This is a genomic window from Streptomyces sp. cf386 (genome assembly GCF_900103585.1).
Taxonomy (GTDB): Bacteria; Actinomycetota; Actinomycetes; order Streptomycetales; family Streptomycetaceae; genus Streptomyces.
Genome location: NZ_FNHV01000019.1, coordinates 57,193 through 69,936 on the forward strand (window position 1 = coordinate 57,193; position 12,744 = coordinate 69,936).

Below are 12,744 nucleotides of genomic sequence, written 5' to 3' on the forward strand. Positions count from 1 at the left end.
GGCGTTACACTGTGACACATGACGCCTATTCGTCACAACCACTCGGACAGCGACGCGGTGCTCGACGCGGTGCGCGACTGCGTCCTGGCCGTCGGTGTCCGCCGTACGACACTGACCGACGTGGCCCGCCGTGCGGGTGTCTCCCGGATGACGCTGTACCGGCGCTGGCCCGATGTGCGCTCGCTGGTGGGGGACCTGATGACCCGGGAATGGGTCGCGGTGGCCACCGGGGCCATGCCCGAGCGGCGCACCGGGGCCGACGCGCGCGGCCTGATCGTCGACGGCCTGGTGGCCGGAGTGGAGGCCTTCCGGGTCCATCCCCTCTTCCGGAAGATCGTCGACGTCGATCCGGAACTGCTCCTGCCCTACGTCCTCGACCGCCGCGGTGCGAGCCAGGAGGCCCTGCTCGCGCTGCTGGGCGATGCCGTGCGCGAGGGCCACGCGGACGGGTCGGTGCGCACCGGACACGTCGAACGGCAGGCGCGCGCACTGCTGTTGATCGTCCAGTCCTTCACGCTGTCCCTGCGCACCATGACCGACGAGGACGACCCCGACCTGAGCGGCGAGGCCTTCCTCGTGGAACTGCGCAGCATCCTGGAGAGGACCCTGACGCCATGAGCCCCACCCCTCCTGCCCCGGTTCCGGGATCGTCACTGTCCGCCGCCCGGCGCGCACGCGAACTGGCCGAGACCGTCGGCGGTCCGGCCGTGGACGTCCTGGTCGTCGGGCTGGGCGCGACCGGCGCCGGAGCCGCCCTGGACGCCGCCGCCCGTGGGCTGACGGTGGCCGCCGTCGACGCCCACGACCTGGCCTTCGGCACCTCCCGCTTCAGCAGCAAGCTCATCCACGGCGGGCTGCGCTATCTCGCCTCGGCGCAGCTCGACGTCGCCCATGAGAGCGCCGTCGAGCGCGGGGTGCTGATGGAGCGCACGGCACCGCATCTGGTGCGGGCCCAGCCCTTCGTGCTGCCCCTGACACCCTTGGTCTCCCGTGGCCAGTCCGCCCTGGCCTGGGCCGGATTCCGGGCCGGTGACACCCTTCGCCTCGCGGCCCGCACGGCCCGCGCCACCCTGCCCGCCCCGCGCCGGCTCTCCGCCGTGGAGACCCGGCACCTCGCCCCTTCCCTGCGCCCCCAGGGCCTGCGCGGCGGCCTGCTGTCCTGGGACGGCCGGCTCACCGACGACGCCCGTCTGGTGACCGCGATCGCCCGCACCGCCGCCGCGCGGGGTGCGCGGATCCTGACCCGGGTGAGGGTGCTGCGGCTCACCGCGTCCGGCGCGGTGATCCGTGACGAACTCACCGGCGAGGAGGGCGAGATCAGGGCACGCGTCGTGATCAACGCGTCCGGCGTCTGGGCGGGCGGCCTGGTGGACGGCATCCGGATCCGCCCTTCTCGCGGCACCCACCTCGTCCTGCGCTCCGACCACCTCGGTCCGCTGCCCGCCGGGCTGCATGTGCCGGTCCCCGGAGAGACGAACCGCTTCGTCCTCGTCCTGCCCCAGGGCGACGGCCGCGTCTACGTCGGGCTCACCGACGAGCCCGTCGAGGGCGACATCCCCGACGTTCCGGAGGTGCCCGAGACGGACATCGGGTTCCTCCTCGACGTCCTCGGATCCGTCCTGGACGTCCCGGTCCAACGCGAGGACGTGGTCGGTGCGTTCGCGGGTCTGCGCCCGCTGCTCGACACCACGCCGGAGGCTCGGTCGGGCGCGGCGCCACGGACCGCCGACATCTCCCGGCGGCACGCGGTCCTCACCTCGTCGGAGGGCGTGATCACGGTGGTAGGCGGCAAGCTCACGACCTACCGGCGCATGGCCGAGGACGCCGTCGACGCCGCCGTCGCCACCCGCCGCATCACCGCCGGCTCCTCCCCCACCGCCTCCCTGCCCCTCGTCGGCGCCGCGTCACGCGAGGTGCTCGCCGCCGTCCGGGCTCCGCGCCGCCTCGTCCAGCGCTACGGCACCGAGGCAGCGGCCGTCCAGGCGCTCGGCACGCATACCCCCCGGCTCGAAGAACCCGTGCTGCCGGGTCATCCCGTCACCGGCGCCGAACTGCTGTGGGCCGTACGCCACGAGGGCGCCCTGGACGAGGCCGACCTGCTGGATCGGCGCACGCGCATCGGACTGGTGCCCGCGGACCGTACGGCGGCGATGGATGTCGCACGCGGGCTGCTGGACGAGGTGTCGGCGCAGGTGGGCGAGGTGTAGGGGCACAGGTGGGTGTGGGGCGGGGCCGCAGCCGGGCGAGGTGTGGAGCCTGCGGGTGCGTCAGGCCTCCGTGCGCCGGATCCGCCACACGTGGTCGTCCCGGAAGCCCTCCACGCCCTCCGGCGACACGCTCGCCCTGCGCACCGTGTCCAGCGTCTCCACGGTCCAGTCGACCTTCGGGAGCGCGAGTTCGTCGAGGACGCCCCGCTGCGTCGGGAACTCCGCCTCGAAGGGCGGCTCGGTCTGCCAGGACGGCCAGTTGGCGTGCATGACGATCAGCAGAGTCCCGCCCGGGGCGACCGCGGCCGCGGCCTGGCGCAGCACCCGCTGCTGGTCCAAGGGGACCGGCGACTGCAGATACTGAGCGTTCACCAGGTCGAATGAGCCCTCGGGGAACGACTCCCCCAGCACATGCCGTTCCCAGACCGTACGGTCGCTCACCCCGGCCTCGGCGGCGTGCAGCGCCGCACGCTCCAGTGCCGTGTGCGAGATGTCGACGCCGGTGGCCCTCCAACCCCGCGTGGTGAGCCACACCGCGTCGGCCCCTTCGCCGCATCCGAGGTCGAGCGCGCTGCCCGGCCGAAGGTCAGCGGCCTCGCGCACGAGCAGCGCGTTGGGGCGGCCACTCCACACAGGGCCGCCGTCCCGGTAGCGGGCCTCCCAGAACTCGGCGGCCCTCAGGGCGGGGGTCTCGGTCATGGTGCCTCCTGGAGTGCGCGGGTGGGTGATGTGCAGGGACTCGGACGATCGCGGGATGCCTGCCCGTCCGCCGTAAGAAGCCTGCAGGACGCCTCGGAGGGGGTCCAAGGTTGTTTGCCGGTTCGGCAAAGGTCCCGGTCGACACCATCGGGCGACCGAGCGACCGAGCGACCAAAGGACTACGACCTTGGAGCCGGTCCACCTGGGCCCGCGGTCCGATTCGGCGAGCGGCGGCCGCGGTTAGCGTCGCAGCATGCGTATAGGACTTCTCGGCACCGGCAATGTCGCACGAGCACTGGCCCATGGTTGGAGCGCCGCGGGGCACGACGTGCTCCTCGGCTCACGCAACCCGAAGGAACGGACGGATCTCGGTCTCCCCGTGGCAGACCTGAGCGAGACGGCTGCCCACGCGGAGGTACTGGTCAACGCCACCCCTGGGGACGTCTCCGTGGAACTGCTGCGGTCCATCGGGGCGCCGGCGCTGGCCGGCACCTTGCTGATCGACGTCGGGGTCGGCCTCTCCGACGACTTCACCGAGCTCTCGCACCCCAACAGCAGCCTGGGCGAACAGATCCAGGAGGCGTTTCCCCTGACCCCCGTCGTCAAGACGCTGTGCACCATGGACTCCACGGTGATGATCGCGCCGGACAGTCTCGACGGTCCCAGCACCGTCTTCCTCTCCGGCGACGACGCCGAGGCCAAGCGGACCACCGGCCGGCTGCTCGCCGACCTCGGCTGGCCGCCGTCGTCCCAGCTGGACATCGGCGGCATCACCACGGCACGCGGGCAGGAGCACTTCGCCCTGCTCTTCATCGGCATCGCGGGCGGTCTGGGGAACCACGCGTTCAACGTCAAGGTGGTCACGCAAGCCGCGGACTAGAGGTTGCCGCACAACGACGACCACCGGACGCGCGTGGCGAGTTCACGCCCCCGGTGCCTCCAGCCAGAAGCCCGCCCGGGTCCGCCAGAGGTCGAGCAGTGCCGTGTCGCCCTCTGTCACGACGGTGGGTGCGGGGCGCCGGTAGAGGAACAGGAGCAGGTCCGTCACCGGGCCGCAGGCCGTCGCGGTCGCGTCACTGGTCCCGGCGCGCCAGACGGGCCGTTCGCCGGTGAGGTCGACGAGCCAGTCTCCCTCGTCGCTCGCCTCGAAGTGGAGCGTACGGTCGGGGCCGAGCAGGTCTGGTAGGTCCGGCCCGGGCTCGAACGCCTCGGGGAAGGTCGAGTACTCCAGCCATTCCTCGATCGCGTCGACGGCCAGGTCGGCCGCCAGCGCGAACTCCGCTCCGGCCGTCCGGGCCGCGTCGGCGCGGTGCACGACGGTCTCGTAGGTCATGCGTCGCGCCCAGAACGTCACCGGCGCCGACCGTTCCTCGGAGGGGTTCCAGGCCTGTGCGTCGGGACCGGCGGCGCGCAGGGCGGCGCTGAGCCGTGCGGCGCCCTCGATGAGCCAGGGGATCAGGAACGCCTCGTCCTCGTGGGCGTACGCCGACAGGTCGTTCACCAGGTCGTCCGGGATGGGACCGGCGGCCCGGGTCCGTACGATCTCCTCGGCCCAGCGGTGGTCGCCGCCCACGTGCCGCAGCAGTTGGCCGAGGTTCCAGCCGGGGCAGGAGAGCACCGGCGCGGTCATGTCCGTGCCCCGTACGTGAGTGGTGAGCCGTTCGGTCTGGTTGACGATCTCGTTGCAGTAGCGGCCGAAGGTCAGCGAGGTCATCGCCTCATGATGCCGCAGGGCAGCGCTCCGCCCTGTCAGTGGCCTCGGATACTGTGTGCCGTCTGAGCAAGATCAGAAAACAGGATCGGGTGGGGAGATCACGATGCTGGTGGGGGCAGGGCGGGCACGTCGAAGACTGGCCCAGGCGGCTTTGCTGGCCGGGGTGCTGACGGGCTGTTCGGGGGCGGCCGAGGACGACACGAAGACCTCGGCCAGTGCTTCGGCGGCGGCAGAAGCGGGCGGTGCGAGCGATACGGCGGTCAAGAGCGGCGGCACCATCGGCGCCGCCGGGTCGGCCTGTGAGCTGCCCGTCACCTTCGACATCGCCGAGGACTGGGAGGCGGAGGCCATCGACAACGGGGCGGCCGAGGAGAAGGCGGCCGACGGTGCCGACGCCTCCGCCGATCCCGAGGAGGCCGAGCTGGCCCAGGAGATCGCCGACGCGATCCTGTACCAGGGCCCGGTCGCGGCCGCGTGTGAGGTCGACGCCAAGCCGGCGGGGAACATCGGCTTCCTGCGCGTCTGGACGGGCAAGCCGGGCGACGACGACGCACGCGCCGTACTGGAGGCCTTCGTGGCGGCGGAGAACAACACGAGCAAGGCCGAGTACAGCCCGTTCAAGGCGGGCGACGTCTCCGGTGTCGAGGTGAAGTACCTCTTCACGAGCGAGCTCCTAGAGGAGACGAAGGAGGAGACCGCACTGGCCGTCACCACCGAGAAGGGGCCGGTCGTCATTCACCTCGGCGGAATGGACACCGAGGAGCACCGGGAGATGCGTCCGGCGTATGAACTCGCCAAGCGGACCCTGCGCATCGGCTGAGCAGTCGGTGCAGGTGTGTCCGGCGCGGGCGGAGAGTGCGCCGCGCCGGACACCTCCCCGGGGCCGGTCAGGACGCCGTGCAGGATCCGATCGCGGGGGCCGTGCCGGTGCCGTTCGTCATGACGGTGAAGCCGAAGCTGGTCGAAGCTCCGGCTGCCAGGCCGCCGTTGCCGTTCGGCCGCATCGTCATGATGTTGCCGCTGCTGTCCCAGGTGGGCGAGCCGTTCCAGGTGGCGGAGATCTTCTGCGGGGCCGTCACGGTGACGGTCGTCGTCCAGTCGCTGATCGCGGAACTCCCCGCGGTGATGGTGACCTTGCCGTTGAAGCGGTCGCTCCACTCCTCGGCCTTGCTGTAGGTGGCCGTGCACGCGGCGCCGGGGGTGCCGCCCGAGGATCCGCCGAGCGCGGTCAGCACCGCGTTGTACGCGGGCTTCTTGGCGTAGTTGCCGTCGAAGAGCAGGGGCGTGCCGCCCGGGCGCCACGAGTACTTGTCGGTGACTCCCCAGACGGTGATGCCGGTGCAGCGCGAGACCGCCAGGCAGGCCCGCACGACGTTGCTGTAGCTGTTGGCCTGGGCCGTGCCCGAGCCCTCGATGTCCAGCTCGGTGATCTGCACGTCGACGCCGAGGTTCGCGAACCGCTGCAGGTTCGCCTGGTAGTCGGACGGGACCGGGGAGGCGCTGTTGAAGTGGGACTGGAAGCCGACGCAGTCGATCGGTACGCCGCGTGCCTTGAAGTCCCTGACCAGGTTGTAGACGGCATTGCTCTTCGCGTTGACGCCGTCGGTGTTGTAGTCGTTGTAGCAGAGCTTGGCCGCCGGGTCGGCGGCACGGGCGGTGCGGAAGGCCTCCTCGATGAAGCCGTCGCCGAGCTTGTCCTGGAAGGGCGAGCTGCGCCGGGCGCCGCTGCTGCCGTCCTGGAAGGCCTCGTTGACGACGTCCCAGGAGTGGATCTTGCCCTTGTAGTGCTGCATGACCTGGGTGATGTGGTTGTTCATCGCCGATCTCAGGTCGGCGGTGCCCAGGCCGCCGACCCAGCCGGGCAGTTGGGAGTGCCAGACCAGGGTGTGGCCGCGGACCTTCATTCCCCTGCCCTGGGCGTGGTTCACGATCTGGTCGGCGGAGCCGAAGGTGAAGGTGCCGCGGGTGCGCTCGGTGGCGTCCCACTTCATCTCGTTCTCCGGCGTCACCGAGTTGAACTCGGTGTTGAGGGTCGAGACGTACGGGGCTTCGCCGAGGTGGTTCGCCGCGACCGCGGAGCCGAAGTAGCGGCCCTTCTCGGCGGCTGCCGCGCCGAGCGTGCTCGCGGCCTCGGCGGTGCCCGCGAGGGCGGTGAGGCCGGCCGTGGCGAGGAGCCCGGACAGGCCGAGGGCCAGTGCGGTGCGGGTGCGTGGGCGTCGGGGCCGACGCTCGGGAGGCGGGTCGATGGATGTGCGGGTCACCATCTTGTCCCCTTCTTCTGCTTCGAAAGTTTCGGACGGATTTCCGAATTTCGCGGCAGACCCTAGGAGCACCACCCTCAACCGTCAACAGGCCGCACACCCCTCGCTTCGAGTTGGCTCAAGAAGGCCCTAAGCGACCGCGGGCAGCTCGAAAGTTTCGAGCCGCCCAGCGACCGTTCCGTGATACGTTCCCGATTCCGCCTACGACTCGGCCCCGGTGTAGAACGCGACCGTCGCCGCAGTCGTGGCCGCCACCGCCTCCTCGTCGGCCCCCGAGGCGGCGTAGGCCTCTCCCCACAGGTCGCCCGACCGCGCGTTGAACGCCTTCCCTTCGTCCGAGACCTGCCAGGCCTCGGCCTCCTCCCTGCCCATCCCGCCGCCGGCGAGGTGCATACGGAGGCCCAGCAGCGCCCCGTCCCAGCCGACACCCACGGCTCCCGGACCGAACCGGTCCCAGAACTCGGGCGGCACCACGGCCACGTGCTCCAGCTCGAACACCGTCCGCTCGTCCCCCTCCGGCGTGAGCCGCAGCTCGACCTCGCTGAACCCCGGGTCAGGACCCATCAGCCAGCTGACCCGCAGCCGCGTCGGCTCGTCGCACTGCAGGATCTCCCCGCCGGCCTGACCCTCCAGTTGGTACCGCCCGCCGACCTTGAACTCCCCGCTCACCGGCAGGAACCAGCGGCCGATCCGCTCGGGCGACGTCACCGCGTCCCACACATCGGCGATGTCGGCGTCGTACGTACGCCGCAACAGCACCGTGCGGGCCTCGCCCGCCTCGACCTGCCGTACACCGACCTGCCGGTGCAGGCGGTTCAACTCGTCGACGATCTCACTCATCCCCGCTCACTTCCTTTCTCAGCCTGCGTTCGCGCCTGCCCCGCGCGAGTTCCGTTTCGAGGGCGTCGAGCCGCTGCTCCCAGAAACCCCGGAATCTCTCCAGCCATGCGTCCACCTCCCGCAACGGAGCGGCGTCGACGGCGTACAGCCGCCGGGTGCCCTCCGCCCGCACGGACGCGAAGCCGCTCTCGCGCAGCACCCGGAGGTGCTGCGACACGGCTGGTTGGGAGATCCCGAACTCGTCCTGGATCACGGCACCTATGTGGCCCGATGCCTGCTCGCCGGCCGCGAGCAGTTCCAATATCCGGCGTCGGACCGGATCACCCAGCACATCGAAGGCGTGCATGGATCCCACTATGCCAGCCATCGCTTATATAAGGCAAGACTTAAATAATGCCCATGGTCGGGCCTGGGCCCGAGCGGGGCCCAGGCCCGCTGGTTCGCGGTCGGTGAGGCTAGTCGCGGTCGGTGAGGAACCGGTCGAGTGCCGTCGTCAGTTCGGCCGGCTTCTCCACCGGGAGTTCATGGCCCGCGTCCACGATGCGGATCACCGCGTCCGGGTAGGCCTTGGCCATCCGCAGCATCTGGGAGACGGGCAGCTGGATGTCGTGGTAGCCGTGCACCATCAAGGTGGGCGCCTGTATCTCGCCGACCCGGTCGAGCACGTCGAAGGCGCGCATGGCGCCGTACAGCGTCATGACGACCTCGCGGGGCGTGTCGGCGGAGGCGCGGATGTACTCCCGGATCTCCTCGCGCGGGTGGCCGGGGGCGAAGGCGCGCTGGATGTTGGCGGCGACGAACAGCTTGAAGGGGGCGAGTGTCGAGGCGGCCATCAGCAGGGCGCGGCCCCGGTTGTAGGCCATCTTGCCGATGGAGTTCACCAGCACCAGGCGCTCGACCCGCTCCGGGTGGGAGAGGGCGATGGTCTGGGCGATCATCCCGCCCATGGAGTGGCCGATGATCGCGAACCGCTCGATCTTCAGGTGGTCCAGGAGGGCGAGGACGTCCTTCGCCAGGGCGTCGATCGTGCGCACCCCCGCCCCACCGCTCTCGCCGTGCCCGCGCAGGTCGAGCCGGACGACGCGCCGCTTCTCGGCGAAGTGGGCCACCTGGTGGTCCCAGCGGTGCCGGTTCGCCGTCCAGCCGTGGACGAACACCAGGGGCACACCGGCTCCGTCGCGGGGGCCCTCGTCGTCGTACGTCAGCGCTGCGCCGTCGACTTCGAGCTGCGGCATGGGTGGCCTCCTGGAGTGCGGGGTCTTGTCATCACTTCCGGTTACTGACCGGTACGGTAACCGGCCGTGCCGGCTGCCGTCACCGGCGTTCGCCCAGGAAATCGAGGATGTGCCCGAAGACGTCCAGGGCCGCTCCCCTGCCGAGGAACGTGTCCAGGTGGCCGTACCCCGGAATCTCGGTGTAGGTCACGTCCAGTTGGGGTTGGCGGTGGGCGAGGACGTCGTGGCAGAGCTTCTGGGAGTCGAGCCACAGGCCGTTCTCGCTGCCCGCCAGAAGCAGGACCGGGGTGTCGATGCGGGCGGCCGCGTCGAGCGCGTTCTGCGGGAGGGCCCGGTAGCGGTGGTCGGTGTCGTGCCAGCGGACGACGGTGCGGGCCAGTTCGATGCGGCGCAGGTGCGGCAGGATCCACAGCGGGGCGGGGCCGAGGAGTTCGGCGAGGCGCTGGTGAGTGGTGTCGGTCAGGTGCTCGTGGACGAAGAGCGAGGCGCCGGTCCCCCAGGCCGAGTTGTGCAGGATCTGGCAGGTGGGGTCGGGGCAGCTCGCCTTGCGGGAGGCCAGGGCGAACAGCGGGGTGTACTTCGACCACAGGCCGACCTTGCGGAAGTCGACGGGGATGTGGTCGATACGGGACTTCAGCAGCTCCCCGGCCAGGCTCATGCGCAGGGAGGTGCGGCCCGCGAGTTTCGGGGTGAGGAAGACACCCTGCGACACCACGCCCGCGAGACCGGGGACCAGGCCCGCCGTCATGCTCAGGGAGAGGGTGAGGGAGCCGATGCAGTGGGCGACGGCGAACAGGGGGCGGTCGCCGATGCGGGTGCGGATGTGGCGTACGGCCTCGGGGATGTCGTACAGGGCGACGTCGTCGTAGGTGTAGCGGCGGCCCGTCTCGTTGTACGGCAGCCGGCAACTGCCTCGCCAGTCGAGCAGCCAGGGTTCGTAGCCCTCGTCCAGGAGGACGTCCACCAAGTTGCGGGTCTCGGGCAGCAGGAACATGTCGGCGGAGGCGGTGTGGCCGTGCAGGAGCAGCACGGCGGGGCGGTCCCGGTCGCCGGGGTCGATACGGGTGAGGCCGAGGCGGACGCCGTCCGACGCCTGGAACGGGATCTCCTCGACCCTCGCCGGGTCGAGGCGGTGGTTCAGGGGGCGCAGGGTCGTGGTGGTCCTGACCTTGCGCAGGGCCGGCCTGGTGGTCCTGGGGTTCGTCGTGCGGAAGATCATCGGTGGCGCTCCGTGGAGGTCGGGGTGCGGCGCAGGTCGAGCAGGTCCGCGGCGGCCCGGGCGAAGGGGCCGAGCAGACCGCGGCCCATCTCCAGACCGAACCAGGCGAGCCAGGTCAGCTTGGCGGCCCGCTTCTCCTGGCTGGTCAGGCGCGGGTCGACCTTGATGCCGTCGATCTGGTCGCGTACGTAGGAGTCGGCGGGGACGACGACCTCGCCGGCCAGGCTCGCGGGTTCGCCCTCCCGGCCGAGCTCCACGGTCAGGGCGCGCGTCTGGCGCCAGAGGTCGCGGCGCGCGCGGGCGTACTTGTGGCCCTCCAGCCACCAGCGCCCGCCGTCGCGGTCGGTCAACCGCAGGCGGTAGCGCAGGAGTTGGTGGCGCAGGCCGTGCCCGTGCGGGATGCCCTCCTCGGGGCGGATCCAGATGTCTCCGTGTTCCACGGTCAGGGGCTCGGGGTGCAGGGCGGGGCAGGTGAGTGTGCCCTGGACGTCGACGCGACGCTCGGTCACCAGCTGGTGCATGCTCGCGATGGAGAGGGTGAGGGACATCGCGCAGGGGGTGTCGGGGGTGCCGCCGACGGGGCCGACATGGCCTTCGGTGGTCTCGGCGAACCACAGGTAGGGCTGGTCGTCCTTGTGCGGGAGGCGGGCCAGGCCGTCGTCGGCGAGGCGCGCGAACGTCTTCAGCTGGGCCCGGGCGTCGTACCGGGCGGCGGGCTGCAGGCCGAGGGCCTCGACGAGCGTGTCGGTGCGGTCGGCCGTGGCGGCCGGGCCCTTCAGGGTCGCCTCGCACAGCTTGAGGGCGGTGGGGCTCTGCAACACCCGGGTGAGGAAGCCCAGTTCGGGGATCGGGTCGGCCTCCAGGCGGGTCAGGGCGTCGGTGCGCCACTCGTCCCAGTCCTGTACGCGGACGTGCATGCCGCCGAGGGCCATGTCCCGTACGACGTCGTCGAGGGTGTTGGGGACGCCGGTGAGGTTGTAGTCGAAGCCCCAGGCGTCGGGTTCGCAGACGGCGGCGACCGCGACGCGGCTTACCCAGTCGACCGGGGCGGCGTTGAGGTAGCGGAAGGCCGGGACGGTGCGGAAGCGGCCGAAGGCCGAGATGAGACCGCTGCTGAGGTCCTGGGGGTTGTAGGCGCCGGTCCTGCTGTGACCGCCGATGCCGCCCGGGCGCAGGGCGGTGACCACGAGGCCGTGGTCGCGGGCGCGGCGCAGGGCGACTTCCGCGGCCCACTTGGTCTGGTCGTAGCCGGCGACGAGGCGGTCGATGTGGGCGAGGGGGTCGTCCTCGCCCATGGAGGGGATGCCGACCTCGTTGAAGACGGCGATCGAGGAAATGTGGTGCAGGGGCTTGGGACGGCCGGTCGCGGCGAGTTCGGCGAGAGTGAGCGCGCCGAGGACGTTGCTGGTGCGCAGGGACTGGTAGCCGCGCAGGAAGTCCACGGCCGCCGCCACTGCGACGACGCTGTCCAGTTCGTGGGCGAGGGTGTTCCAGACGTCGTCGGGCAGGCCCAGGTGGGGGTGGCGGATGTCGCCGGGGAGCACGGTGATGCGACGCCGCACCTCCGACGACCAGGGCAGCGCATAGCTCTTGAGCGCCTCACCGAGCCGGGTGACGGCCGCCTCCTCGTCGGCGGCGCGGACCAGGCAGTAGACGTGGGCGTCGCTGTGCCGCAGCAGGTCCAGCAGCATGTGGCTGCCCAGGAAGCCGGTGGCGCCGGTCAGCAGGACCCGGCGTGGCGGCAGAGGGTCGGGCGAGGCGGTGAAGGGGAGACGGTCCGCGAGAGCCAGGTCGGCGAGGATCTGGGCGAGGTCCTCGGGGCGGGCTGTGGAGTGTGCGGGGGCGTCGGGGGTGGGAACGAGGGCCGTGGTGGGCGGCAGTGGGGTGGGGAGGGTGGTGGGCGGCGCCGAAGCCTGGGCCGCCGGGATGCCCGGGGCGGGCGCCGCGGGGATTCCCGGAGCGGGCGCCGCGGGGATTCCCGGAGCGGGCGCCGCGGGGATTCCCGGAGCGGGCGCCGCGGGGATTCCCGGAGCGGGCGCCGTGGGGATGCCCGGAGCAGGTGACGCCGGGATCTCCGGAGCCGGCGGCGCTGGGATCGTCGGAGCCGGCGACGCCGGTACGACGGCTGCGGCACCGGTGCTGCCCAGCCCGCGCCTGGCCAGGCTCACCGGCCTGGCGTCCGCGAACACCTCGTCCAGGTCGAGCTGTATGCCCAGTTCGTCCTCCAGCGCGGCGACGAGTTCCACCGCGCTCACGGAGGTGCCGCCCGCGTCGAAGAAGTCGGCGTCGGCGGGAAGGTGGCCTGCGGGAACGTAACGGCCCGCGATGGCCGCGACGGTGGCGGCGAGTGTGTCCACGTCCCGCTGCGGGTCCGCGGCCGGCCGCGCGGGCTGCGCCGATGCCGTGATCCTGGCCAGCAGGTCGGTCACGGTCAGTCCGACGCCGCCCCGCTCTATCGCCTCCGCGGTCGCCCGCTGTTCGGCGGCTGCCGGCACGTTCTCGTTCACCTCACGCATGAGAGTCCTTCACGGTGTTGCCTTGCCCCTTCATCGGTGCTGTCCGGGCAGTC

The 12,744-nt window shown here is 71.5% G+C and carries 12 protein-coding genes; 4 read left to right on the top strand and 8 right to left on the bottom strand.

Annotated features, from left to right (window positions below):
• The first annotated feature begins 18 nt into the window (after positions 1 to 18).
• Together BLU79_RS36935 and BLU79_RS36940 are read left to right on the top strand one after the other, a co-directional pair.
• Entirely contained in the window at positions 19 to 618 is a 600-nt protein-coding gene (locus BLU79_RS36935; RefSeq protein ID WP_093910366.1) for a TetR/AcrR family transcriptional regulator, read from the top strand.
• On the top strand, positions 615 to 2,207 hold the full coding sequence (locus BLU79_RS36940) for a glycerol-3-phosphate dehydrogenase/oxidase (RefSeq protein WP_093910367.1): 1,593 nt from the start codon (positions 615 to 617) through the stop codon (positions 2,205 to 2,207). The genes BLU79_RS36935 and BLU79_RS36940 overlap by 4 nt, the downstream gene beginning before the upstream one ends.
• A 60-nt stretch (positions 2,208 to 2,267) precedes the next feature.
• Here BLU79_RS36940 and BLU79_RS36945 read toward each other — a convergent pair whose 3' ends face one another.
• Positions 2,268 to 2,906 carry a class I SAM-dependent methyltransferase gene (locus BLU79_RS36945; protein ID WP_093910368.1) on the bottom strand — a complete coding sequence of 213 codons (639 nt, stop codon included), beginning with the start codon at positions 2,904 to 2,906 and terminating at the stop codon, positions 2,268 to 2,270.
• 253 nt (positions 2,907 to 3,159) lie between these two features.
• Between BLU79_RS36945 and BLU79_RS36950 the strand changes: the two genes are divergently transcribed.
• Positions 3,160 to 3,786 carry an NADPH-dependent F420 reductase gene (locus tag BLU79_RS36950; RefSeq protein WP_093910369.1) on the top strand — a complete coding sequence of 209 codons (627 nt, stop codon included), beginning with the start codon at positions 3,160 to 3,162 and terminating at the stop codon, positions 3,784 to 3,786.
• A gap of 42 nt (positions 3,787 to 3,828) precedes the next feature.
• Here the strand turns inward: BLU79_RS36950 and BLU79_RS36955 are convergent, their stop codons facing one another.
• Positions 3,829 to 4,620, bottom strand: coding sequence for a maleylpyruvate isomerase family mycothiol-dependent enzyme (locus tag BLU79_RS36955; protein WP_093910370.1), 792 nt, complete (start codon positions 4,618 to 4,620; stop codon positions 3,829 to 3,831).
• 103 nt (positions 4,621 to 4,723) lie between these two features.
• On the opposite strand from BLU79_RS36955, the gene BLU79_RS36960 reads away from it, so the two are divergent.
• Positions 4,724 to 5,440, top strand: coding sequence for a lipoprotein (locus tag BLU79_RS36960; RefSeq protein ID WP_093910371.1), 717 nt, complete (start codon positions 4,724 to 4,726; stop codon positions 5,438 to 5,440).
• Between the two features lie 67 nt (positions 5,441 to 5,507).
• Here the strand turns inward: BLU79_RS36960 and BLU79_RS36965 are convergent, their stop codons facing one another.
• The 6 genes from BLU79_RS36965 to BLU79_RS36990 form a co-directional block, all read right to left on the bottom strand.
• Complete coding sequence (locus tag BLU79_RS36965) at positions 5,508 to 6,884, bottom strand: glycoside hydrolase family 10 protein (RefSeq protein ID WP_093910372.1); 1,377 nt, start codon at positions 6,882 to 6,884, stop codon at positions 5,508 to 5,510.
• Between the two features lie 198 nt (positions 6,885 to 7,082).
• Positions 7,083 to 7,721 carry an SRPBCC family protein gene (locus BLU79_RS36970; RefSeq protein WP_093910373.1) on the bottom strand — a complete coding sequence of 213 codons (639 nt, stop codon included), beginning with the start codon at positions 7,719 to 7,721 and terminating at the stop codon, positions 7,083 to 7,085.
• Positions 7,714 to 8,067, bottom strand: coding sequence for an ArsR/SmtB family transcription factor (locus BLU79_RS36975; RefSeq protein ID WP_093910374.1), 354 nt, complete (start codon positions 8,065 to 8,067; stop codon positions 7,714 to 7,716). The genes BLU79_RS36970 and BLU79_RS36975 overlap by 8 nt, the downstream gene beginning before the upstream one ends.
• 109 nt (positions 8,068 to 8,176) lie before the next feature.
• On the bottom strand, positions 8,177 to 8,956 hold the full coding sequence (locus tag BLU79_RS36980) for an alpha/beta fold hydrolase (protein ID WP_093910375.1): 780 nt from the start codon (positions 8,954 to 8,956) through the stop codon (positions 8,177 to 8,179).
• 79 nt (positions 8,957 to 9,035) lie between these two features.
• Positions 9,036 to 10,175, bottom strand: a complete 1,140-nt coding sequence (locus BLU79_RS36985) for an alpha/beta hydrolase (RefSeq protein ID WP_093910376.1) — start codon at positions 10,173 to 10,175, stop codon at positions 9,036 to 9,038.
• Positions 10,172 to 12,691 (bottom strand): thioester reductase domain-containing protein, encoded by a 2,520-nt coding sequence (locus BLU79_RS36990; RefSeq protein WP_093910377.1) that lies wholly within the window; start codon positions 12,689 to 12,691, stop codon positions 10,172 to 10,174. The genes BLU79_RS36985 and BLU79_RS36990 overlap by 4 nt, the downstream gene beginning before the upstream one ends.
• Positions 12,692 to 12,744: the final 53 nt, after the last annotated feature.

What these genes read in the sequence shown, in the direction of transcription:
- BLU79_RS36980 (WP_093910375.1), bottom strand. Translation starts at nt 8,956, where the DNA reads ATGCCGCAGCTCGAAGTCGACGGCGCAGCGCTGACGTACGACGACGAG.
- BLU79_RS36990 (WP_093910377.1), bottom strand. Translation starts at nt 12,691, where the DNA reads ATGCGTGAGGTGAACGAGAACGTGCCGGCAGCCGCCGAACAGCGGGCG.
- BLU79_RS36985 (WP_093910376.1), bottom strand. Translation starts at nt 10,175, where the DNA reads ATGATCTTCCGCACGACGAACCCCAGGACCACCAGGCCGGCCCTGCGC.
- BLU79_RS36935 (WP_093910366.1), top strand. Translation starts at nt 19, where the DNA reads ATGACGCCTATTCGTCACAACCACTCGGACAGCGACGCGGTGCTCGAC.
- BLU79_RS36960 (WP_093910371.1), top strand. Translation starts at nt 4,724, where the DNA reads ATGCTGGTGGGGGCAGGGCGGGCACGTCGAAGACTGGCCCAGGCGGCT.
- BLU79_RS36940 (WP_093910367.1), top strand. Translation starts at nt 615, where the DNA reads ATGAGCCCCACCCCTCCTGCCCCGGTTCCGGGATCGTCACTGTCCGCC.
- BLU79_RS36970 (WP_093910373.1), bottom strand. Translation starts at nt 7,721, where the DNA reads ATGAGTGAGATCGTCGACGAGTTGAACCGCCTGCACCGGCAGGTCGGT.
- BLU79_RS36955 (WP_093910370.1), bottom strand. Translation starts at nt 4,620, where the DNA reads ATGACCTCGCTGACCTTCGGCCGCTACTGCAACGAGATCGTCAACCAG.
- BLU79_RS36945 (WP_093910368.1), bottom strand. Translation starts at nt 2,906, where the DNA reads ATGACCGAGACCCCCGCCCTGAGGGCCGCCGAGTTCTGGGAGGCCCGC.
- BLU79_RS36950 (WP_093910369.1), top strand. Translation starts at nt 3,160, where the DNA reads ATGCGTATAGGACTTCTCGGCACCGGCAATGTCGCACGAGCACTGGCC.
- BLU79_RS36965 (WP_093910372.1), bottom strand. Translation starts at nt 6,884, where the DNA reads ATGGTGACCCGCACATCCATCGACCCGCCTCCCGAGCGTCGGCCCCGA.
- BLU79_RS36975 (WP_093910374.1), bottom strand. Translation starts at nt 8,067, where the DNA reads ATGCACGCCTTCGATGTGCTGGGTGATCCGGTCCGACGCCGGATATTG.